Origin of the sequence: Algoriphagus sp. SE2 (assembly GCF_039563885.1) — a bacterium.
Classification (GTDB): Bacteria; Bacteroidota; Bacteroidia; order Cytophagales; family Cyclobacteriaceae; genus Algoriphagus.
Genome location: NZ_JBCLWJ010000006.1, coordinates 119468 through 142805 on the forward strand (window position 1 = coordinate 119468; position 23338 = coordinate 142805).

General features: G+C 36.5%; 20 protein-coding genes. 6 read left to right on the forward strand and 14 right to left on the reverse strand.

Features of this window, described 5'->3' with window-relative positions; genetic code table 11:
- Positions 1–257: 257 nt before the first annotated feature.
- The gene (ffh, locus tag AAGF08_RS09395; protein WP_343511031.1) at positions 258–1592 is read right to left on the reverse strand and encodes a signal recognition particle protein; all 1335 of its coding nucleotides are present in this window, start codon (positions 1590–1592) and stop codon (positions 258–260) included.
- 161 nt (positions 1593–1753) lie between these two features.
- Between ffh and AAGF08_RS09400 the strand changes: the two genes are divergently transcribed.
- From AAGF08_RS09400 to AAGF08_RS09415, 4 genes are all read left to right on the forward strand, one after another.
- Complete coding sequence (locus AAGF08_RS09400; RefSeq protein WP_343510899.1) at positions 1754–4165, forward strand: YfhO family protein; 2412 nt, start codon at positions 1754–1756, stop codon at positions 4163–4165.
- A complete protein-coding gene (locus AAGF08_RS09405) occupies positions 4152–4868 on the forward strand; it encodes a class I SAM-dependent methyltransferase (protein WP_343510900.1) in 717 nt (238 codons plus the stop codon). The genes AAGF08_RS09400 and AAGF08_RS09405 overlap by 14 nt, the downstream gene beginning before the upstream one ends.
- Before the next feature lie 6 nt (positions 4869–4874).
- Positions 4875–5399, forward strand: coding sequence for a peptidylprolyl isomerase (locus AAGF08_RS09410; protein WP_343510901.1), 525 nt, complete (start codon positions 4875–4877; stop codon positions 5397–5399).
- 88 nt (positions 5400–5487) lie between these two features.
- Positions 5488–5907 carry a c-type cytochrome gene (locus AAGF08_RS09415; RefSeq protein ID WP_343510902.1) on the forward strand — a complete coding sequence of 140 codons (420 nt, stop codon included), beginning with the start codon at positions 5488–5490 and terminating at the stop codon, positions 5905–5907.
- Positions 5908–5973: 66 nt separating this feature from the next.
- Here the strand turns inward: AAGF08_RS09415 and AAGF08_RS09420 are convergent, their stop codons facing one another.
- Positions 5974–6933 (reverse strand): ABC transporter ATP-binding protein, encoded by a 960-nt coding sequence (locus AAGF08_RS09420; RefSeq protein ID WP_343510903.1) that lies wholly within the window; start codon positions 6931–6933, stop codon positions 5974–5976.
- Positions 6930–7280, reverse strand: a complete 351-nt coding sequence (locus AAGF08_RS09425) for an MmcQ/YjbR family DNA-binding protein (RefSeq protein WP_343510904.1) — start codon at positions 7278–7280, stop codon at positions 6930–6932. Before AAGF08_RS09425 ends, AAGF08_RS09420 begins: the two co-directional genes overlap by 4 nt.
- Positions 7281–7447: 167 nt before the next feature.
- On the opposite strand from AAGF08_RS09425, the gene AAGF08_RS09430 reads away from it, so the two are divergent.
- Together AAGF08_RS09430 and AAGF08_RS09435 are read left to right on the forward strand one after the other, a co-directional pair.
- Positions 7448–8341 (forward strand): sterol desaturase family protein, encoded by an 894-nt coding sequence (locus AAGF08_RS09430; protein WP_343510905.1) that lies wholly within the window; start codon positions 7448–7450, stop codon positions 8339–8341.
- 276 nt (positions 8342–8617) lie between these two features.
- Positions 8618–9721, forward strand: a complete 1104-nt coding sequence (locus AAGF08_RS09435) for a DUF5009 domain-containing protein (RefSeq protein WP_343510906.1) — start codon at positions 8618–8620, stop codon at positions 9719–9721.
- A gap of 52 nt (positions 9722–9773) precedes the next feature.
- Here AAGF08_RS09435 and AAGF08_RS09440 read toward each other — a convergent pair whose 3' ends face one another.
- From AAGF08_RS09440 to AAGF08_RS09490, 11 genes are all read right to left on the reverse strand, one after another.
- On the reverse strand, positions 9774–9968 hold the full coding sequence (locus tag AAGF08_RS09440) for a DUF6728 family protein (protein ID WP_343510907.1): 195 nt from the start codon (positions 9966–9968) through the stop codon (positions 9774–9776).
- Positions 9969–10016: 48 nt separating this feature from the next.
- Positions 10017–11999 carry a (E)-4-hydroxy-3-methylbut-2-enyl-diphosphate synthase gene (ispG, locus tag AAGF08_RS09445; RefSeq protein WP_343510908.1) on the reverse strand — a complete coding sequence of 661 codons (1983 nt, stop codon included), beginning with the start codon at positions 11997–11999 and terminating at the stop codon, positions 10017–10019.
- Between the two features lie 3 nt (positions 12000–12002).
- Positions 12003–12707 (reverse strand): SDR family oxidoreductase, encoded by a 705-nt coding sequence (locus tag AAGF08_RS09450; RefSeq protein WP_343510909.1) that lies wholly within the window; start codon positions 12705–12707, stop codon positions 12003–12005.
- A gap of 63 nt (positions 12708–12770) precedes the next feature.
- A complete protein-coding gene (locus AAGF08_RS09455) occupies positions 12771–16235 on the reverse strand; it encodes a hypothetical protein (RefSeq protein ID WP_343510910.1) in 3465 nt (1154 codons plus the stop codon).
- Positions 16236–16282: 47 nt separating this feature from the next.
- Positions 16283–19987, reverse strand: a complete 3705-nt coding sequence (locus tag AAGF08_RS09460) for an ATP-binding protein (protein ID WP_343510911.1) — start codon at positions 19985–19987, stop codon at positions 16283–16285.
- 56 nt (positions 19988–20043) lie between these two features.
- Positions 20044–20295 (reverse strand): hypothetical protein, encoded by a 252-nt coding sequence (locus tag AAGF08_RS09465; RefSeq protein WP_343510912.1) that lies wholly within the window; start codon positions 20293–20295, stop codon positions 20044–20046.
- A gap of 31 nt (positions 20296–20326) precedes the next feature.
- The gene (locus AAGF08_RS09470; RefSeq protein ID WP_343510913.1) at positions 20327–20881 is read right to left on the reverse strand and encodes a DUF420 domain-containing protein; all 555 of its coding nucleotides are present in this window, start codon (positions 20879–20881) and stop codon (positions 20327–20329) included.
- Entirely contained in the window at positions 20868–21536 is a 669-nt protein-coding gene (locus AAGF08_RS09475) for an SCO family protein (protein ID WP_343510914.1), read from the reverse strand. The genes AAGF08_RS09470 and AAGF08_RS09475 overlap by 14 nt, the downstream gene beginning before the upstream one ends.
- A 68-nt stretch (positions 21537–21604) precedes the next feature.
- Complete coding sequence (locus AAGF08_RS09480) at positions 21605–21934, reverse strand: cytochrome C oxidase subunit IV family protein (RefSeq protein ID WP_343510915.1); 330 nt, start codon at positions 21932–21934, stop codon at positions 21605–21607.
- 19 nt (positions 21935–21953) lie between these two features.
- Positions 21954–22730 (reverse strand): cytochrome c oxidase subunit 3, encoded by a 777-nt coding sequence (locus AAGF08_RS09485; RefSeq protein ID WP_343510916.1) that lies wholly within the window; start codon positions 22728–22730, stop codon positions 21954–21956.
- A gap of 26 nt (positions 22731–22756) precedes the next feature.
- Positions 22757–23338 carry a cytochrome c oxidase subunit 3 gene (locus tag AAGF08_RS09490; RefSeq protein ID WP_343510917.1) on the reverse strand — a complete coding sequence of 194 codons (582 nt, stop codon included), beginning with the start codon at positions 23336–23338 and terminating at the stop codon, positions 22757–22759.

Consider the following 23338-nt stretch of genomic DNA (forward strand, 5'->3'; position numbering starts at 1 on the left):
AATTCTAGCACTTTGAGTTATGTGAAAAATTTAGTTAAAAAAAAGAAAATCGAAAACAAAAACCCCAATTGAACTATAATCTCTTGTTTTATGATTTCGTTTTTGAGTATTCTTTTTTTAGAGATATACTTTTAAAAAAAAGGTCCAAGCCCGAAGACTTGAACCAAATGATTTGTTAACTCAGCTTTTTCAGATTTTTGACTTTAACTATCTGCCTTTTTACACCTTATATCAGAAATCTCAAATCTTATATTTCTTTATCTCTTTCCTCCAGGCATCAATCGGCTCATGGCCGCTTTGGCTCCTCCCATTTTATTCATCTGCTTCATCATCTTTCGCATATCACTGAATTGCTTCATCAGATTGTTTACTTCTGTGATTGTTCTTCCCGAGCCATTTGCAATTCTTTTTCTTCGGCTACCGTCAATCAAATCAGGCTGTTGACGTTCTTGAGGGGTCATACTTTTGATAATCGCCTCTATAGGCTTGAAGGAATCATCATCAATATCCAAGCCTTTCATCGCTTTACCCATACCAGGGATCATCCCCATCAAATCTTTGATATTACCCATTTTCTTAACCTGCTCCAGTTGAGAAAGGAAATCATCGAAATTGAAACTGTTTGTTCTGATCTTGGAGTTAATTCTTTTTGCTTCATCCTCGTCAAAAGATTGCTGGGCACGCTCAACTAATGAGATAACATCACCCATACCCAAGATTCTCTGGGCCATACGATCCGGATGGAATACATCGATGTTTTCCATTTTCTCCCCAGTGGAGATGAATTTGATCGGCTTATTTACAACGTGACGAATAGAAATAGCGGCACCACCTCGGGTGTCACCATCTAATTTAGTCAGAACAACTCCATTAAAATCCAATCGCTCATCGAAGGTCTTGGCAGTGTTCACAGCATCTTGACCAGTCATGGAATCAACCACAAACAATGTCTCAGAAGGATTCAAAGCTTTTTTCAAATCTTCAATCTCCTTCATCATTTGCTCATCAACTGCCAAACGACCTGCCGTATCGACGATTACAGTTTTCTTTCCTGTTTTCTTTGCATAAGCAATGGCATTGTTTGCTATTTCAAGCGCATTTTTATTTTCTGGCTCTGCATAAACCTCCACTCCTACTTGCTCTCCAAGTACTTTCAATTGGTCAATCGCTGCAGGTCTATAAATATCACAGGCTACCAAAAGCACCTGACGACCTTGTTTTTTCAACAGACTTGCTAGTTTTCCCGAAAAAGTCGTTTTACCAGAACCTTGCAAACCAGAAATCAACACGACAGAAGGATCTCCAGTTAAATTGATTTCTACTTTGGAACCTCCCATTAATTTGGTCAGCTCTTCTTGGGTAATTTTAACCAACAATTGACCTGGGGATACTGAGATTAATACATCTCTACCCAAAGCCTCTTGCTTGATTTTATCAGTTACTTCTTTGGCTACTTTATAGTTAACATCAGCATCAATCAAGGCTCTTCGAATCTCCTTGACAGTTGTTGCTACGTTTATTTCCGTGATGGTCCCGGTTCCTTTCAATGTTTTGAAAGCCCGGTCTAATTTTAAACTTAAATTATCAAACATTCCTTTTGCGGCTATTTGCAGCAAAAGTAATCATTTTCATTAGGGATAGAAAGTATCATTTCATCTATTCTAATTCAAGGGTTCATTCTGCGATTAGGTCTGTTTGGGTTTAAATTCCTAATTTGCGGCAGCAATTAAAATATCTTAGAAATTCCTTTTTCATGACGATCGATTTCAAAAAAGATTTACTCCCTCACGTAGTGGGTATCGCCATATTTTATGCGATTGTAGCATTTTACTTCTCCCCACTCGTATTTGAAAATAAAGTGATTTTTCAGGGTGATATTCTGAAATGGGAGGGCTCTGCGAAAGAGGTAATGGACTTCAGAGAGGCTACTGGAGAGGAGGCACTTTGGACCAATAGCATGTTTGGAGGTATGCCGGCTTATTTCATTAGCATGGATTTCCCTGGTGACATTACCAATGCAATTGTTTCGGTATTAACACTGGGTCTTCCTCACCCGATCAATAGCCTATTTTTTGGAATGGTGGCAATGTATGTTCTATTGCTCAGTTTTAGAGTCAGGCCTGTATTTGCAATTTTAGGGAGTATTGCTTTTGCTTTCAACACTTATAATTTACTTAGCCTCGCTGCGGGACATAATGCCAAAATTTGGGCTGAGTGCCTTATACCTGTGATTTTCCTCGGAATCCATCTGGCTTTTGAAAAGAAACGGATACTTGGTGCGGCGATTCTGGCTTTGGGTTTATTGCTTCAATTTAAATTCAATCATGTTCAAATCACTTACTATACAATTCTTATAGCTGGAATTTATGTATTGGTTCGAGTGATTTTTGAATGGAAAAAAGAAGGTATTGCCAATATTGGCAAAACAATAGGTTTCCTTTTTATCGGTGCGATGCTGGCTTTTGGAGGAAATATAGGAAGACTCGCAACAGCATTAGAGTACTCAACATATTCAACGAGAGGTGAGGTAACTATCGAATCCAAATCTGCCGGTCTTGATAAAGATTACGCTTTTGGATGGTCGAATGGGGTCATGGAGACCTTTACTTTATTAATACCTGATTTCTATGGAGGTGGCTCTAACACACCTCTTCCAAAAAACTCTGCATCTGAAAAAGCCCTTCGCCAACAAGGATTGGATCCTGCTCAAATTAATGGATTTGTCCAAGGGGCTCCTACCTATTGGGGGGACCAACCATTTACCGGTGGGCCTATTTATGGAGGAGTGATATTAGCATTTTTGGCCATACTGGGAATTTGGGCAGCACCAAAACAATCACTTATCACATTTGGTGTGATTATAGTTTTTTCATTAATGCTTTCTTGGGGCAAAAATCTCTCTTGGTTTAATTACTTATTATTTGATGTGTTACCCGGATATAATAAATTCCGTGCTGTTTCCATGTCATTGGGAGTTACGCTCTTTGCAATACCAGTCTTAGGGATGATTTCTTTAGAAAAACTGGTTAAGGAAAATAAATTAAAACCACTTTTGATGTCCGGGGCAATTACCGGCGGAATCATTTTATTATTTGCATTAGGGGCCGGAATCTTTCGTTTTGAAGGAGCTGCAGATCAAGGCCTCCCAGAATGGTTGGTTGGCGCACTTAGAGAGGATAGAAAAGCAATGTTGCAATCAAGTGCTTTTAAAAGTCTTGGGTTCCTAGCTGCGGCTTTTGCACTCATATATTTTACCCTAAAAGGAAAAATCTCTGATCTGGTTTTAGGAGCAGGCCTGTTTTTATTAGTCTTATTTGATCTATGGACAATCAATAGACCTTATTTGAATACAGATTCTTTTGATGTCAGTCCCTCAAAAACCTATTTTGCGGAATCTCCTGCAGAATCAGAAATTTTAAAAGATGAATCCTATTATAGAGTTTTAGACTTAACTGAAGGATTAAAAGCGGCTGGAAAAGCCAGTTATAGATTTCATGCCATTGGTGGTTACCATGGGGCAAAACTTCGAAGGTTTGATGATTTAATTGATTTTAGGCTATCAAGAGAACTGAATGACTTTGTTTCAAAAGCTCAGGAAGGCGATTTTGATTTTGAAGGAATACAATCTTTCAATATGCTGAATACCAAATATATTATTGCCGGAAATGCTGCAAATGCAGTTTTTGAAAATCCGGAAGCAAATGGAGCGGCATGGATTCCTTCAAATATTCGAGGCGTAAGTTCAAATCAGCAGGAAATTGATCTTTTGGGGGAAATAAATACAAAATCGGATGCTACTGTGAACACGGATGAATTTGGTCAGGTATCCACAGGAGCAGGAACTATAATGCTTAATTCCTATGCTCCAAATCATTTGAAGTATTCAGCAAGTATGGACCAGGCAGGATTAGCTGTATTTTCTGAGATTTACTATCCTGAGGGTTGGACTGCAACAATCGATGGTCAGGAAACAGAAATTTTGAGAGTAGATTATCTTTTGAGAGGTTTAAACCTTCCTTCAGGTCAACATGAAATTGAATTTCATTTTGCTCCATCGAGTTATACTAAAACAAAAACCCCAATGATCATCTTCCAGTATTTAATAATTCTTGGATTAATTGGAGGGGTATATTTTACAGTAAAAGAAAGTAATGCAAGAGCCTAAAGATAAAATTGTAAGCTATTACGATCAATTTGCTGAAAAGCAGGAAAAAACCGGGATAAACTCAAGGCACCTTAGCATCTTGGATAAGGTGATGGCTGCAGGACTAAAACCCAACCATCGAGTATTGGAAGTAGGCTGTGGAATTGGTACAGTGAGTAGTTTATTGGCTGGACAAGTGAAAAATGGAGAAGTTTTGGCTGTCGATATCAGTCCTGAAAGTATTGAAAAAGCCAAACTGATTTGGAAATCATATTCTAACTTAAAATTTGAAGTTTCGGATATGTCTGATTTCCATAAAGAAAATCAAACATTTGATTTTTTTATTTTTCCGGATGTGCTGGAACATATCCCGGTGGATCAGCATCAAAGGTTATTTCAAAATATTCAAGAGCACTCTCATCAAGACTCTGTCATATTCATTCATATTCCTGCACCAAGATATTTACAGTGGATGATTGAAAACGAACCCGAAAAACTTCAGGTGATTGATCAGCCCCTTGATTCGGGAGATTTGATAAAAAGTATTACCTCAAGTAGGTTTTATCTGGAAAAAATGGAAACCTATCCCGTCTTCTTTGAAGAGAAAGACTATCAATATTTTGTTTTCCGATCACAAAAACCTTTGGATAAATCCACTCCAAGAAATAAGTGGCAAATCCTTAAAGAAAGACTAAGTATCCGGCTTAGATACGGAATTAAATAAAGCGAAATGAAAATTCAGAAAAATACAGTAGTAGGTCTCACCTATGAGTTGAAAGTTAGTAAACTGGAAGACGAAATTGAGTCTTCCCCATTTAGCGTAGAAGTAAGAGATGAGGACGACCCCTTTTACTTTCTATTTGGTCAAAGTGGATTGCCTGAAAAGTTTGAAGAATTATTAGGAGGTCAAGGTGAAGGTGAGCCTTTTTCTTTCACGCTAACTGTAGCAGAAGCTTATGGGCAGCCAGATGAAGAGCTAATTATTAATTTGCCAAAATCTCAATTTTCTGGGGAACAAGGTTTCAAAAAAGAAATGTTGGAAGAAGGAAATTTCCTTCCATTGATGGATGAAAACGGATATCCTATGCAAGCAAAGATCCTTAAAGTAGTTGGTGATGAATTATTGCTTGATTTCAACCATCCTTTAGTGGGTTTTGATCTTCATTTTGATGGAAATATTATAGAAGTTCGTGAAGCAACTAAAGAAGAGATTGAGCATGGTCATATTCATGGTGAGCATGGGACTCAACACTAGAATTAAAATGATTTAAGAAATAAGCGAGGGGATATGAAGTTTAATTCATATCCTTTCTTTTTTATTTTTTTAAAAACATCTTAGGTGAATGACTAAAGTACTATTCCCTCTTTTTTTGATTTTTATTGCTTGTACCTCTTCAGAAAAGAAAGGAACAATTGAAAGTGAATTGAATAGCACAAAAACAGATGATTACTTTCGAGTTATAGAAGGTGATGACGAAGAATTTGATCAAAGTCTTATTAATAGAGGGGAAGTCTTAATTGCTTATTCCGATTGTTTAGACTGTCATAAAGTTGAAAATCGGGCCAAGGGCCCAGCATTTTTGGATATTGCAAAAAGATACCCCTATCAACAGGTGTATATAGATTTATTATCTCAAAAAATAATAACAGGAGGAAATGGATCCTGGGGTAATCCAGTTATGTCTGCTCACCCCAAAGTACTTATGGAGGATTCAAAGGCTATGGCAGCTTATATATTATCTCTAGAAAATCAAGAAGATTAAATGGATTCACTAAATCATCTTTTGATCAAATAGATGCTGTTTATTTGAAATCTCTGGTTTAGCCCTTTATTTTTTTAAGAGCATGACTTTATCCTCATCAAATTGAAGATAAACTCTATCTCCAATTTTAAATTTGCGAAGTGGGTCATCTACTTCCCATAAATCTTCACCATTTTTTAATTTGACCTGCAGGCTATTAAAATGAACCAAAAACCTCGAATCAACCACATGCCCAAGAAGTGGACCTTTGGTCCTCAATTTTACATTTGAAGGTCTGATATAAGAGTTAAACCTATCTGGAATCAAATTAATCGGGCTAAATAGCTGGGCAACATATTTAGACTTTGGGTTTTCGCAAAGCTCTTGAGAGGTCCCTGCTTGAATAGTTTTGCCATTTTGCAAAATCAGTAAATTATCGGTTAACCTCAGAGCATCATCTAAATCATGGGTTACAAAAATGACGGTGGTTCCTAACTCTAAAAAAAGATCTTTAAGTTCTGAAATTAGTTGGTGTGTCTGAATAGTATCCAAGGAACTGAAAGGTTCATCCAAAAGCAAGAGTTCCGGTTCCACACTCAAGGCTTTTGCAATAGCCACTTTCTGTTGCTGGCCTCCTGACAACTGTCTCGGATAACGATGTCTGAAATCTCTTAAGCCAAGGAGATTCAATAGGGTTTCAACCCTTGCTTTTCCATATTCTTTTTCAAAATGTAGAAGTGGCCTCGCAATATTTTCCTCAACAGTAGAGTTTGGAAATAAATGATAGTCTTGATGAATAAGCTTTATTTCATCATATCCAGAAACTAGTTTATGCTTGGGGTTTAAAATCAACTCTCCATCCAAATGCACTTCTCCTTCGTCCTGAACCAAAAGTCCAGCCATGATTTTAAGCAACGTACTTTTACCAGAACCACTTGCTCCTACTATCGAAAGGAAATCTCCTTTTTCAAGTTTCAACGAAAATTTTGATAGAGCAGAAACTTGCCCATATGATTTTGAAACTTGGTGCAAAGAAAAATAACTCATAGACGTATTTCTGCCTGGATTTTTTTTGGTAGGCGCTCAAATATAAGTTCGTATGAGTGATCTGCCAATTCTAAAATTAAGGTATCTGGAACATTTCCAGTCGTGCTAACTGAGTTCCATTGCTTTTTATTCATGTGATACCCCGGAGTGATCCCCTCATATTGTTCTCTCAATAAAATCGCTCGTTCAGGATCACATTTAAGATTAATATATTCAAACAAATTAATAGAAGTAATGGAGAAGATTTTTCCCCCAACCCTAAAACACAAGGTATCCTCATCAAATGGAGTATCTTCTGTAACTCCTGGTTTTGCTAAACAATATTCTCGAAAGTATGCTAAATTCATAAATTTACTTTTCTTCCATACGTCTTTGAAAAATAGTCAATTGACTTCAAATTGCAGTGATAACTTTGAATTTTACAAGGGAGGAAGAACCTTTTTATGATTAAAAGGTTTTAATTTCTGTGAGTAATATCACCTAAGAGAAAAGTTAAATAAGCAATCTTTGTTTCATGGAAAAATACATCAAAGCAATTTCAGACGGTTACTACGGCTATTGGAATTACTTGGTAAATGAAATACTCCACCCATCTTGGCATAATTACTTCTATTGGCTTATAGGTGCCTCTTTGGTAATCTGGCTTTTAGAAATTGCTTTCCCCTGGAGAAAAAATCAACCAATTATCAGAGAACATTTTTGGCTTGACATATTCTATATTTTTTGGAACTACTTCTTGTTTGCACTGATTGCCTATAATGCACTTTCTATGGTGGCCGTAGAGGCATTCAATGATTTTCTTGGTCTCTTTGGGATTACAAATATTGTTGCTATTAAAGTAGATCAGCTTCCCAAGTGGGTTCAGCTATTTCTGATATTCATTATCAGGGATTTTATGCAATGGGCCATTCACATGATGTATCATCATGTAGGCTGGATGTGGGAATTTCACAAAGTACATCATAGTACCAGAGAAATGAGCTTTTCTGCTCTCTTGAGGTACCACTGGATGGAGAATATACTTTATAGAACACTGGAGTATATCCCCTTAGCGATGATCGGATTTGGTATTACTGATTTTTTTATTGTTCATATTTTCACTTTGATAATAGGGCAATTAGGTCATGCCAATTTGTATATTCCATTAGGTCCTATGAGGTATATTATAAATGGACCTCAAATGCATCTTTGGCATCATGCTAAAAATTTACCTGAATCTCACCCAAACGGTTTCAATTATGGGATTTCCTTAAGCCTTTGGGACTTTCTATTTAAAACTTATTATTGGCCATCAGATGATGAAAATCTGCCTGTTGGTCTACCAAATGATGAAAAAATGCCGGAAGATTTTATTGGACAGAATCTAGCCCCTTTTAAAAAGATTTTTAACAAAAATAAATCTGGATAAGATCAGTCAATTTTACATTTACCTCGTTTAAGATCCTGTGGTATCTACTAAAACCACTTCCAAACGATGGCTAAACAACCTGAAGGGAAACCGAAAAATGATAAATCGGCCCCTACCAAAACACTGAAAGAAAAAAGAGCTGCGAAAGCCGCAAAAAAAGAAAGTAAGAGACGGGATTAAACTTAAATACATCAAGGTGCAGAAATTCTGCACCTTTTTTTATGCCTACTAATTGCTATTTATTAGTTTAGTTGCAACCCAAAAAACCACCAACAAATGGACAATCTTTCTTCTCCTTCAAAACGATTGGTATCTCTGGACACCTTTCGGGGGATAACTATGTTTTTGCTGATTGCAGAAGCAGCTTTAGTTTACGACTCTCTTTTAGAAGCTTTTCCTGATCCAGGTTTTTTCAATTCCTTTTTCACGCAATTTACCCACCACCCCTGGAATGGGCTCAGGTTTTGGGATCTGATCCAACCATTTTTCATGTTTATTGTTGGGGTTGCCATGCCTTTCTCATTAAACAAGCGATTGGCTAATCATGCTGACAAATCACAAGTCACCAAACACATTATAAAGAGATGTTTACTACTCTTTCTTTTTGGTACAGGTCTTCATTGTATTTATAGTGGGAAGTTGGTTTTTGAGCTATGGAATGTTTTGACCCAGCTTTCATTCACAATTTTAGTAACCTACTTCCTAATCAGTAAATCCTGGAAAATTCAACTTGGTGTTTCCTTAGCGCTTTTACTTCTTACAGAATTCCTTTATAGAATATATAATCCGGCAGTTCCATATGAACACGGAACCAACTTCGGGAATTACATTGATATGATCCTTATGGGAAAAATTAATAACGGTGGTTGGGTAGCGATTAATTGCATCCCAACGGCAGCTCACACGATCTGGGGAGCAATTTGTGGGAACATTCTTCTTTCTAAAAAAACGGACTCGGAAAAAATAAAAATCTTTGTCTTAGCAGGAATAACAGGTCTGATTCTAGGTTATGGTCTGGATTTAATGGGAATAACGCCTATTATAAAAAGAATTAGTACGAGCTCATTTGCATTAGCCTCCGGTGGTTGGGCTTTATTGGCATTGGCATTTTCTTTCTGGCTTATCGACGTCAAAAAATATCAATCCAAGGCATTCCCTTTCATCATCGTAGGAATGAACTCTATCTTCATTTATCTATTTGCTGAAATCTTAGGCCATCGTTGGCTCAATAGAACCTTAGGTATTTTCACTAATGGGTTTCTTGAGCCTTTAGGATTTAGTGAACATTTACTGGGAATCATTACAGCATTTTGCACTTTAGCTGCAATGTGGGGACTTTGTTATTTTCTGTTTAAGAAAAAGATTTTCTTCAAGATTTAACAAAAAAAGGTCATCCGCTTTAACGAATGACCTTAATTATATTATCTAAAATTTAAATAAATCTCTTAACTGTCCAGACAATTATTGCGAGAAGAAATACAATAATTGAAATCTTGTTGATGCCATGCATCATTCTAAGGTTGAGATTTGATTTTTGGTTAGGGTCTGGTTTTTGAAATACCCTGATAAAGTAGTTTCCCACTTCCCCTAACTTAAAGAATTCTTTTACTTTATTATTTTCTGACATTATCTCGCAATTTGAATTTTAAACAGGAAACTCCCTAGAAAAGTTTAATTATATGGAATCCGGTTCATTCCACATTCCGTCTTCTCTGATGATTTCAATCAATTCATCCACGGCTCTTTCTGATGGAACAGATCGCTTCATCACTTCTTTTCCTTTATATAAGGTGATTTTTCCTTTTCCGGATCCAACATACCCATAATCTGCATCAGCCATCTCACCGGGACCATTGACGATACATCCCATAATTCCGATTTTTACGCCTTTTAAATGATCTGTTCTTTTTCTGATCATTGCCGTAGTTTCCTGTAGATCAAATAGAGTTCTACCGCAGGAAGGACAGGAAATATATTCTGTTTTTGACATTCGGGTCCTTGCAGCCTGAAGCACCCCAAAACCTACAGAATTATGCAATTTTATCTGATCCAAGATCTCTTGACGATCTGTTTGATGTTCTTTTTCTAAAGAAATGAAAATACCATCTCCCAAACCGTCAATCAATAGACCTCCGACATCAGTTGCTGCGTAAAGCATAGTCAAATCCTGGTTTTGGTCGGGATAGGCTATTTTGACAACAACGGGGATTTGATTTTTTGTATCCATAAGATTCACGAAAGCGCGTCTCATGGCAGGCATTGCATGCTTATTACCTGTTTTCAAAATGAGGACAGTATCTTTTCTTCCTGAAATCAAAGGAATAACCTGTTCGATCTCTGTATCTGAAATCTCTAAAAAGTTTAATTTAGAATGAAAAGTTGATGAATTCGAAAATTCTTCCAAATTGAATAAAGGGAATTTATTAACCTGATCCTCCTGGCTTTTCCAAACTGATGCATCTTGGATTTCTTTCATTCCATTAGGCAACATAAATGGAATTGGATTGGAACCAGAATAAACGAAATCACAGCCCTGATCATTCATTTTCCATTTATCCAATTCAGGAAGATAAAAATGCCCAGTTTGCTTAATTTCCTTTTCTGTGATCTTTTCTATCTTGGAAATATCAGTAATTACCCTCGGTACATTATGCCCACCAAAATTAAAAACTTCATCCGAATGTCTTTTCTCATGGTCAAAAGGATGAATTGGATACTGATTGATTTCTGGAATAGCAGTATGGGGTAAACGGTGAGCATACCGATCAATCAAAGCCTTGGCAACTGGTGCTTCAAACTCTGGATCTTCGGTCAAAGAAACTCTTACGGTATCTCCCAAACCATCTTCCAATAAGGTTCCAATTCCAACTGCCGACTTTATTCTTCCATCCTCTGCTTCACCCGCTTCTGTCACTCCTAAATGCAAAGGATATGGTTTAAACCCTCCTTCATTTAATTTTTGAACCAAAAGCCTATAAGCCTGAACCATCACTTGGGTATTGGAAGATTTCATAGAAATAACGATATCGAAGTAACTTTCATCTTCACATATCCTCAAAAACTCCAAGGCAGATTCTACCATTCCTAAAGGAGTATCACCATAGCGGCTCATAATCCGGTCTGAAAGAGAACCATGATTAGTACCTATTCTCATGGCTGTACCATGCTCTTTACAGATTTTCACTAAAGGCAAGAATCTTTTTCTTATCCGATCTAATTCTTCCTGATAGGAAGCGTCAGTATAATCTATCACCTCAAACTTTTTCTTGTCGGCATAGTTTCCAGGATTGATTCTTACTTTCTCTACAATTTTTGCGGCAATTTCTGCAGCATTTGGAGTGAAATGAATATCTGCTACCAATGGTGTTTGATATCCTCTTCTTCGAAGCTCACTTTTAATATTTTTAAGGTTTTCTGCCTCTTTAATGCTTGGTGCAGTAATACGAATCAATTCACATCCTGATTCTATCATTCTGATGCATTGCTCCACGGAACCAATGGTATCCATAGTATCCACAGTCGTCATAGATTGGACTACGATAGGATTTTCTCCTCCAATTAAAACCCCTCCTACATTAACAGGAATTGTTTTTCTTCGGGAATAGCTCGTAAGGCTATTACAATACAATTGATCCAGAGATTTAATTATTGGTTCCATGCTTTAAATATCTCCTAATTGAGGTCTTATGACTATTTCTTCAACAACAGTTTGTGGCGAAAGGTTATAAGCTGACCATACGGACTCAGCTACGTCAACAGATTTTATGAAACGATCCTCCGGTAAGTCCACACCTTCCCAGCTGGAAGTGTAGGTAGCTCCAGGCAAAACAGAGGTTACTTTGATTTGGTAATCCTTTAACTCCTCCCGTATACATTTTGTCATTCCTAACATTGCCCATTTTGAAATGGCATAACTCCCACCATTTGCATAAGCTGTTAACCCAGCGATAGAGCCCATACTAAAAATATGCCCCCTTTTTTTAGCTTTCATATCTCCGATCAAAGCTCGAGTGAGGTAGTATGCAGAATACAAATTTGTATTCATCATCACTTCTAGATTACCATCTGGCTCGTCTAATATCGCACCAGGCAAAAAGATTCCGGTATTATTCACGAGCACATCAGGAGTTCCGAAAGCCTTTACTTTCTCCGCAAATTCTAATACTTCTTCTTTCTTGGATAAATCGGCTTTCACTGCTAAAACATGAATCAGCGCATGATTTTCTTCCAAAGACAATTTTAAGCTCTCTAAATCCTTTTCATTTCTTGAACAGGTTATTATATCAAAACCCTCGTTTGCAAAGCGCTCAATAATTGCTCTCCCAATGCCTTTAGTACCTCCTGTGACGAGAATAGTTTTACTCATTTATTTGTTGTTTTAATAGTTAGTATGACAACTATCTACAGAAAACAAAGTTACATTTTTTTATCAAAACAGTGCCGAAACCTGCATTCTTCCTATATGGACAATTCGATCCAGACCCTGAGAATTCCTTCCTTCATAGACTAAGTTCAATTGTAAGCCTTCTCCAATTTTTTGAAGCCAATTAAAAGTCCATGTGACATTGGTGCCTGGAGTTAAGGCTTGAAGCATTTCATAGCCTACAGGAGAATTAGAAACACCATTATAATCTATCTGAATGAGTTTGAAATTACCCGTTAATGTAGTTTTAATAGCTTTAGCATATCGTAAATCCAACCCGACTTGATGAAGCATTGCTTTCTCTTCTATTTCTATATTTTCAGTATTCTGTTTGCCTGTATATGAATATGAGGCCGTCGTTCTAAAAAATGGCGTTGGTTGCCAGGCAAACTCAGGCCCCAATGAAGTTTGCTCTATGGTATAATTTCTATTTTCTAAAAAATCAGAGCCTGAAAGTCTTTTACCCGTGCCAGCAAGAACCCTCAGAGAAGTCTTAGGCGAAAAATTATACCTCGTATTAAGTTTCCAGTCTTTTTGAATCAAGTCTTCAAAACCGCCAGATAGTAATTGCTTGAATTGTGAATCGAAACGGGATAGATCAAAACCATAATTGGAAGATGCTCTGTTAAAGAAAAATGAAGTTCGAATGACCTGTCTCAGCGAAAGTATATCTTCACGGTTTAGGTTTCCAATAAAAGGATTAACTCTGTCTCCAAAATCGTCAGTCATAACCTTCTTTTCAATGCTCAGACTCGTTGTATTAGAAAACTTTTGTAAAAAAGACCTAAGTCCTCCCTCCTCTTTCCAGGTATCTGGAAATCTAGCCTGAATCCTGTAATTCAAAATACTTGTATAAGCTTGTACATACGTATCCGTTGGCACAAAGACTTTAATGTATTGCTTTTCCTCAGGATTGATCGCAAGATAAAACTCGTTTAATTGTTGAATTCCATCCCCATTATCATCTCGCCAGGTATGTGTGCCATCTCCGTTTGGAGCCGGCAAAAAGACAAACTCTCTTTGAAGTTCCCGACCATTTCCAATAGCATAACTTAATTCATTTCGAATTAGGTTTTTCCCTAAGCTCCCCTGATAATCAAGTTTACCCATCACATTCAACTCTGAAGGCAATTCTCTTTGTAAATATTCCAGTTCCCTGTAAGTAAAAGTACTAGTCAAGCTATGCTTAGTCCATTGCTTCCGAAAAGTGAAATTAGATGTAAAGGCTTTTGTATCGTCTTCAAGTTTTCCCAAATATGGAGCTCTGTCTTGCCTCCAAGCGGCATCTAGAAAAAATGAAGTAGAAAGACTGTCATTACTTTTTAGGTAGATCAAATGTTGATGAAAATTCATCACTGAACTAACAACAGAATCTTTCTTTGTATCTAAAAGAGTATTTCGGTCTAATGAGAATTGATACCCAGGCACAAACCATTTACTATTAAAAGAAACATCTCCCAGATATCTGGACCAATCAGTTTTTAAACTGTCCTTTTGACTGTTTAATAGAAAAAATTCTTGCCTTAATTTCATCCTTTTCCCCAACTTCAAATTCCAATTAGCTGAATGCTGACTGCCATTAAGGACGTTCTGTCTATTTCTGAGATAAATCCTGTAATCAAAACGATTATTCTGATCCTTGTCCAATGAGATTTGGGTCCAGAAAAATTGCTCTTGAGCGGACGCCTTTAAATCTTCCTGGGTCAAACCCCAGTCCCGATCAAATTCTATATATCTGAATCTATCGATAAAATTAAAATTTGTTGAATTGTATTCTATTTCCGTTTGTCCTGTGAACTTATAACCTTTAAGGAATCCCAACTCCCTGTTTTCAGACTTCAATCCAACTTTCCACCCAAATCCCTGATTATTTTCATCACCAAGATCTGAAAACAGATTTTTATCTAAAGAGGATAAAGCCAATTCGGTATATACTTTTTCGTGTTGTCCCAGTTTAACCCTAGTTCCAGCCGTTGCCATTCTTTTACTATCCGGGGCTGGTAATTGGGTTAGTATAGAATAATCTCCCTGAGATTGACCATTTACTCTGGGAACGTATTCAAACACAGTCCCATTTACCAATTGACTTTGGCGCTTATAATCTCCGTTACCCTGCCCTACTTGGGAAAAAGAAAGGGCAAAATGTGCTAATTCAGGATCTGTAGAATATTTATAATATTTGAGGGTATCACCCACTGAATCGAATTCTTCTATTTTTTGATATAAAATCCGATTCTGATCAAATGCGACACTATCGATTCTGGGGATTAAAGCATTTTCAACCTCATCTCCCACTGAGGCTAAAAGTCTAAGTTCATCTTGGGTAAAGTCAGTAAAAAGAGGTCTATTTCGATTGTCCTTCTCTTGATAATAATTCAAATATACATCGACAGTCCCATTACTCTGGGTATGATTTGCACCTAAGATCGACCGGCTGTAATTTCTCTCTGCATATTCAAAATCCACTCTTACCCTTGAATATTGAGTTATCAGAACTTTTGGTGTAAAGGTTATTTCAGCTTGATTATAATCGATCACGTAATCAGCATTAAAACCTCTTTGTAATTGTTTTCCATCCAAAAACACGCGCTCAGAGTTAGCCATAATTATCACAAATCTTTCGTTCTGTGGACCTTGAATTCTATAAGGACCAAGGACTCCCTCCAGAATTGGGAGTTGAATAGAGGCAAACTTTCCTTTCGCAATGGAAGCAAAGCCCCGTGAGCTTGCAGTCCAATTACCTTTCAATTTATAATTGGAAGTAAACTGTAAGCCTTGGACATTTTTATAGTACCTTAAAAACTCTGACTCCCTTTGTTTAAGGACTACATCACCCGCAGCCAGACTAAAGTCGTCATTGTAAAGTTCAATTAATACATTATCAAAGTCTTGGATTTGTTGGGTATTTCCTTCCGGTTGAAAAGGAATATTTTGATCAGTAATGCTCGCTCGAATCTTCAGGTTTTCAGAAATATCGCCTTCGAGTTGTAAATTTAGAGCTGAATTCACAAAGACATTTTGGGTATTCCCGAAAGAAACCCCTCGTGTTAAACTTCCTGATTTATAAAGATCTGTACTTGGAAAAAGCTCTTCTCTAAAATCAAAAGTAGGAGATTCTAGAACCCTGGTATCTCTAAATTGAGCCATTGAATCATAATCCAACAATAAGGTTCTCTTAGATTTTGGCTGGTCTAATCGAATAGAAAATGTTTGATAACATAGATTGACAGAATCAGGGGGGCTTTCTGCGTCAAAAAGGAGCTGCAATTGATTGCTGCTTAAGTCATATTTAAACGCATATGAATTTCCATCTTTATCTAGAATCCGGATACTTTCCTCTAAAACAGAAAGTGAATCAACAAGAGCTGGAACTGAAAAATCCAAAGGCTTCACCCACCTACATTTTTCCTGAGCTCTTGCGTTTGCAAAAAAGCCAATCACAATAATCCAAGAAATGACCCAGGTTCGCATCTTCAAATTGAAAGCACTTTTCCCTCCAAGGTAATAAAAAGGGGAAATTATTTGAGTAAAGGGAAAGTAAGGTAAAATGTTGTTCCTACATTCATTTTAGTTTCAAACCATATTTTACCTCCTGCCGTCTCCACTCCACTTTTGGCTATAGCTAAACCAAGTCCTGAACCCTGACTCTTGGTACTGAAATTAGGGATAAAAATCTTATCTCTAAGTTCTGGAAGAATACCATTTCCATTGTCTGAAATTTCAAGAAAAACTGCTTCATCACTCATCCAAAGCCAGACTCGGATTTCTGGTTTAACGCCACTTTCTACCGCTTGTACTCCATTTATTATCAAGTTAGAAATAACTCTTCCAAAGAGTTTATCATCGCCAAGTATAGGGATATTATCCGTGTAAGAGTCATCCTTAAAATACAAGTCTAAACGCTCATCATTTTTAAAAAGCTCTAACACCTGATTTAGAACGTCTTTGAAGTTCATCAAATCATTCTTTGGGAGAGGCATTTTGGCAAAAGTGGAAAATGAAGAAGCAATTCCACTTAGAGCATCTACCTGATGGATTAGGGTCTCTAAGGATTTCTTCAGCCTTTCGTTATCATCCAATTGACCTGCACTTTGCAATCTTAATAAGTGTTGAAGTGTGAGCTTCATTGGAGTTAATGGGTTTTTTATCTCATGAGCTACTTGCTTGGCCATTTCCCTCCAAGCAGATTCCTTCTCTGTTGAAGCTAAGACTTTCTTACTTGATTCAAGCTTGAAAAGCATATTATTATACTCATTGACAAGCAAACCTATCTCATCTTTAGAATCCCAATACATGGGTTCATTATTCTCGAGATTCGTCGTTTTCAGCTTTTGAGTCAAAAGCTTGAAAGGAAATGTGAGGTTTTTTGAAACAAAATAAGAGACGATTAAGAAAAGAATAAAGATGACAACAAAGGCATTGAAAATATTACTCAACACATCTGAAATGAGCGAATTCAATTCTGCCTCAGATTCAAAAAAAGGCACAGCTAAAATCCCTAAATTTCTTTGGCTATTTGAAGAGGGGATTGCCAAGTAAACCGATTTGTAAACCAACCTACCAATCTTTTCATCTGCCAAAAATCGGTTTTGATTCATTTCCTCAATCTCTGAGATAGCAGCAGGATTAATCCAGTTTGAAAGGATTTTCTTTTCAAAGATGTTCGGTCTATTTGAAGCTTCCAGTCGCCCTGAGTCAGTATATAGGTGTAAATCACTGGCAATCGTATTGGCAAGATTATTAACTTCCTCGTTGATAATATCTCGATCAACATCACCGATTTTTTGGTTATTTAAGAAACTGCTCAGGTTTCCTCGAATTAAATTTGCCTTCTGAATATATTGACGATCTAAGTCATCTCTATAGCTATTCGCCAATAAGCCAATAGTAATTATACTGATAATGATTATAGGAAAGAAAAATGCAAAATTCAGGTAAAGTTGAAGTTTAGTAGAGTAGTTAAATTCAAAAGTTTTATACCCTCTTAAAAACGTATTGATCAGAATTGCCAAAAAAGTAAGAAATACAAATGCCACGAAATACAAGGAAATGTTTCCGAAAAAATGAGACAGGGTCATATTTGGAGAAGAAATAATAATTTTATCCTCTCCACTCATGATCCCAAAATGTTGGAAATCTCCGACATGAATTCCTTCTTTGAATAATTTACTTTCACCAAGCCTAGCGATTAACTCCTCTGACTGATAATTAAAGCTTCCTGTATTTCTGAGCAATTCGTCTTCTCTAAATACTGCATAATCAAACCGAATAGGGTCTAATCTTTCCGAATATTTTTTGTCCAGCAAAAGTTTTGGATAAACACTTGTTGGCTGTACTCTTAATTGATTTAATTCCAAAAATATGGTACCCTGAGGTGAATCATCCTTTGTCAATGGGATAAAAGCGATAAACTGATTCCCCAAATCTCCCTCACTGCCGCGAACGAAATAAAGATCTTTCACGCTTGTCGCATAATCACTATTTATATATTTCAATCGCAAGTCATTTAGACTACCTAAATCTAATGGTCCTTGCATCAGCTGTCCTGAAGCGGAGAAAACCCCAACCTTCACTTCAAATTGATCGAAATAGTTATCCAAGTAGATTTTTCTAATCTTCGTTTCGATCGGATCCTTGGAAAGTAAAGGATCCCCCATCCTATTTTGGATAAAAAGGTCTGACTTTATTCTTGAAAAAATTTCGCTCAGAAAGAATTCTGTCATCACATCATTTTCTATCAGATTTTGATTTGCAAAGCGAATCTTAGATTGAATCAACTGATTTTTTTCTGTTTGAAACGTACTGATCCCACAGATTCCTGCAGTCATCAAACAAGCAAAAAAGAAAGTAAGGAATGTGTCCAATCCAAGTTTGAAAACATTTCTGAACAGCTCAAATCGAACAACCAAGTAAATAAGACCAAGATGAATAACCCAAACAACCCCACCCCAAATACTAAAAGGGAAAATTAATCCTGCTATGGGTATCCCTATTAGAAGTAGACCTTTGTATAACTCCTTTTTCCTTTTGGCAATCTCAAGAATTAAACTGATCAAGGTCAAAGAGACTAAAACATAAATTGCCCCCCACATAAATAGAATCAAAAAACTAAGTCCTTTAAACCAATCAAAACTTGGGATAGATGTAATATCTAAAGCCCATTGAGAGTTGGTAATAATGTCTCTGGGGAGAAACCAAACCATTGCCAGACCCATTGAACTGATACATAAAGAAATGAATCCAAATACTCTAATCTCAACAGGTTCTTGTAAAGTGTGGATTTTAAATCGCATCTCCTTTGAAGCAAGATGGAATATGATCATTCCGAAAATGATGAAAGCACAAATTGTATTGAGCAGCAAATCTCCCAGACTTGGATTTAGCCAGGAGGAAGCATAATTCCCCGGATCAAAAAGTGATAAGTTCAAATAAGCTCTTGGAAAATCTAAGAGTAGCATAAATACCCGAAAAGCCACCAAAACAATAGTTGCATACCCAATCGCCTGCCACCTGCGTTTTCTCCTCCATTTATTTAGGACAAAATCAGAACTCAATAAGAAATAAAGCAGAAAGACGGAAGTAAAAAAAATCAATATAGCTGGGTTCACCAGCCGATTTGCTGGCTGATATCCAAAAAGAAAGTCAATCCCAAAGAGAGGAATTCCCGCAGGATTTTTAATTTGGAAAGTGCCTTCTTCAGAGTTTGAATAAAGCCGGAAGCGATTATTCCCAAATATTTGGGGGTTTGGCCCTGTAATCAAATAATCATTTTCGATGTTTCCTGGATATATCAACCGTAGTGCCTGAACCATCAAAAGTGGAGTTCCACTTTTACTTAATTGCCTGGTTTTGATTAAAATTGAACCATAAGGGTCTTCGATAAGCTGATATTCTTTTTCTTGATCTATTTGATCAAAATCGAAAGAAAAGGTAAAGTCAGACCAATAAACCAGCTCCCTTTCTGAATTCAGTAAAAAATAAGGATGAGTGTGTTCCGATAACTCCATATTCTTAAATAAAATGGAATCGGTAGAACTAACATTCATGAGGATTTGAATAAAATCTTCATCGAATTCTCTATCAACTTTTTGGATTCTTTCCTGTAAAGTTTCTAAATATCTTTCTTCATCACTTTTTTGGAAAAAAAAGAAATTTAGGATCAAAACAGTAAGTAAAGAGAAAACGCTGACCAAAATGATCAACCTCCTAGATTCATAGCTCATTTAGGCTAAAAATAAAAAAAGCAAAGCCTGTATCAAACTTTGCCATTCAGTACGCATCAACGAAATGATAATTTTTCTTTTCTTTTTTTTGAAGCCCTATACCAAAAAAAACCGATAACCATAGCCATTAAATAAGGCATGACAAATAAGTAAAGAATACCTGCATTTAGGCCAGCACCAATACTTGTATCTCCATTTGCTACATTATTCTCAACAGATGCCCGGCACATAGCACATTGCGCGTAAGTATTGATTTGGGTAAAAACAAATATTGCAAATACTAAGAATATTTTATAGATCCGGTTCATATTTCAATTTACGATTTTAAACCTATTGAGTTCAATGTAAATAATAAGGACTAATCATTAAATACACAATCACACCAGTTATTGTGACATACAGCCAAATTGGATATGCAAATTTAACTAGTTTTTTATGTTTTTCCCTTTGGTCCGTATAGCCATAATAATAGGCAAATAAGATCGGGAATAAGGCAATTGCTGCAAAAATGATATGAGTTATCAAAAGCACATAATAAACTATCCTAACAAAACCCTCTCCTCCAAAGCTAGTGCTTTCGGCTGTGCCATGGTAGACTACGTAAGAAACAAGAAATATAGCTCCCAATCCAAATGCTACACTCATTGAGGCCTTGTGAAAAGCAATATTCTTGTTTTTTATAAAAACCAAGCCTAAAATTAAAGCTATTGTTGCTGCAGAATTTATAACTGCATTCAAGTGAGGAAGAAAATAAACCCAATCACTACCAACATCCACCTTGGCAGGCATAAAAAGTAAAACAGCTACGGCTACTGGAATAATCACAGAAATCGCAACTATCCAATTTTTTACTTTATTCTCATTTTGCAACAGCGTTGACTTACTTGTTTCCATATAACAATATTTTTGCTTCAAGCATTAACAAATCAACATCCTCCCTATTTGTGCCACTATAATATCCTCTTATTCTCCCTTGTTCATCAACTAGGGTGAATTTATCACTATGGGCAAAATCATCAGGGATTCCGTTTCCATCTAGCGTAGGCAAAATAAAACCACATTTAGCTAATTGATATGTTTCCAATTTTCCACCAGAAAGAAAATCCCATTTACCAGCCTGAGCATGATGTTGCTCTGCATACTCCTTGAGAATTTCTGGTGTATCAAACTCAGGGTCTATGCTTATTGAAAGTATCTGTACGCGAGGTTCATCTCGAAACATATCATTCACTCGCTCCATTTCCTGAGACATTACAGGGCAAATGCTAGGACATGAAGTAAAGAAAAAATCAACTATTGTTATTTTTCCTTCCATCTGAGATTTACCTACAGGATTACCTTCTTGATTCACAAAAGTAAAATCAGGAATGTAATGTTGGGTCGTATCAGTTACAGGACATTCTTTAAAGGGGTTGTCTGTTCCATTCTGATAATAAATAGGGATATCATAAGTATTTGTCCCAAAACCTCTTAGAAACATGAATATTAAAACTGGTATCAGTAAAATACAGACCAATACCATTCCTTGCAAAATCCTAATTCCTCTCATAATTACTTCTTAACAAAAAAAAGGTTGAAGTGTCTCTCTTCAACCTAATTTTTTTTAGCTTTTTTTGATTACCACCTCATTAGAAAAATATCTGAGCCTTCTTTTGCTAGAGCAATGAGTAACCAAATCAGAAATATGAGTGGAACAATAATCGCATAAAACAAAGGTTTCACTTCATCACCTAAGTGCATGAATTCAAGCATAATATATCTTGCTTTCCAAATTGTCAAAGCGATAAAAAGGAAATACAAAAACAATCCTCTATCCATTGTAAAGGCCATTATAAATTCTGCTACTGTGATAGCTAAAAGAATTGCAGCCGTTTTCCAGATCTTTTTTATTTTTTCTTCATTACGTGGATGAACTTCCAGCGTAGATTTATTTTGTTGAATTTCCATAATTCGAAAATTTAAAGCTTTAGATCAAATAGAATAAGGTAAATACAAATACCCATACAAGGTCTACAAAGTGCCAGTAAAGACCAATTTTCTCAACCATTTCATAGTGACCTCTTCCGTCATAAATTCCAACAGCAGCTTGATAGAAGCAAAGGAATAAAAGGAAAACACCGATTGTTACGTGAAAACCATGAAACCCTGTTATAAAGAAGAATAACTGTGCAAATGATGCAGGCCCATATTCATTAACGTTGAGATTGGCTCCGTGGACAACTTCTGAAACCAAGTTATTCAAAGAATTAATATATGTCAAAGCACTACCAGAGTCGGTTCCATGGATAAAGTGATTCCATTCCCATGCCTGACAGCCTAAGAAAGTAGCGCCACCTAGGATTGTCCATAGTAACCATTTAACGACGTCATTTCTATCATTTCTATGTCCAGCTTCAACAGCCAATACCATAGTCACAGAAGATGAAATTAAAATAAATGTCATGATACCTACGAAAACCAAAGGAGCATGAACCCCATGCACAAATGGAATAGCATCAAAGACTAATTCAGGGACTGGCCAATATTCATTTGACCCAACAAAGTCTCCGGCGGGACCGGCATATGCTGGATAACTTACTCTAATGGAAAGATAAGTGATCAGAAAAGCAGCAAAAGTGAAAATGTCGGAGAGCAGGAAAAACCACATCATAAGTTTTCCATAGCTGGCTTTAAGAGGTTCGTTACCACCTCCCCAAATGCCTCTTTTTGAGCTTACTCCAATAGCAGTAGAATGCGCAGACATAAATTATTGGTTTGTACTATTGTTATTTAATGATTCAAAAGCAAAAACATAAACAGGTAAAGCCAAAGCCCACCTAGAAAATGCCAGTAAGTAGTTGCCATTTCCATTCTAACCATAGACTTAGAATGAATCTGAAAACTGAAACTCGAAATTAATACAATTATCAGAAATATCACACCACTGATTAGGTGTATAGCGTGTAACCCAGTAAAAACATAAAGAAATGATCCGGAAGGATTACCAACGAAGAACACTTCTTCATCCACAAGAGCTACCCAAGAATACCATTGCCCTATCAAGAATGCGATTCCAAGAATAACTGCTCCTGATAAGCCAATTTTTAATCCGGTCATATTATCCTTTTTGGCAGATATATATCCATACTGAAGAAAGACACTACTCAAAATTACAATACCGGAAGTAAACCAAAATATTTGGGGTAAATCATATTCCAACCAGTTCCCTTCTGACTGTCTTACAATATAGGCTGAAGTCATTGCAGCAAATATCATCACAACTGTAACCATAAAAAGCCATAATGCAAACTTCTTCGGATGCATAGATATAGGCTGTTCGACTAAATCTACATACTTGAGTTCTTGTTCCAT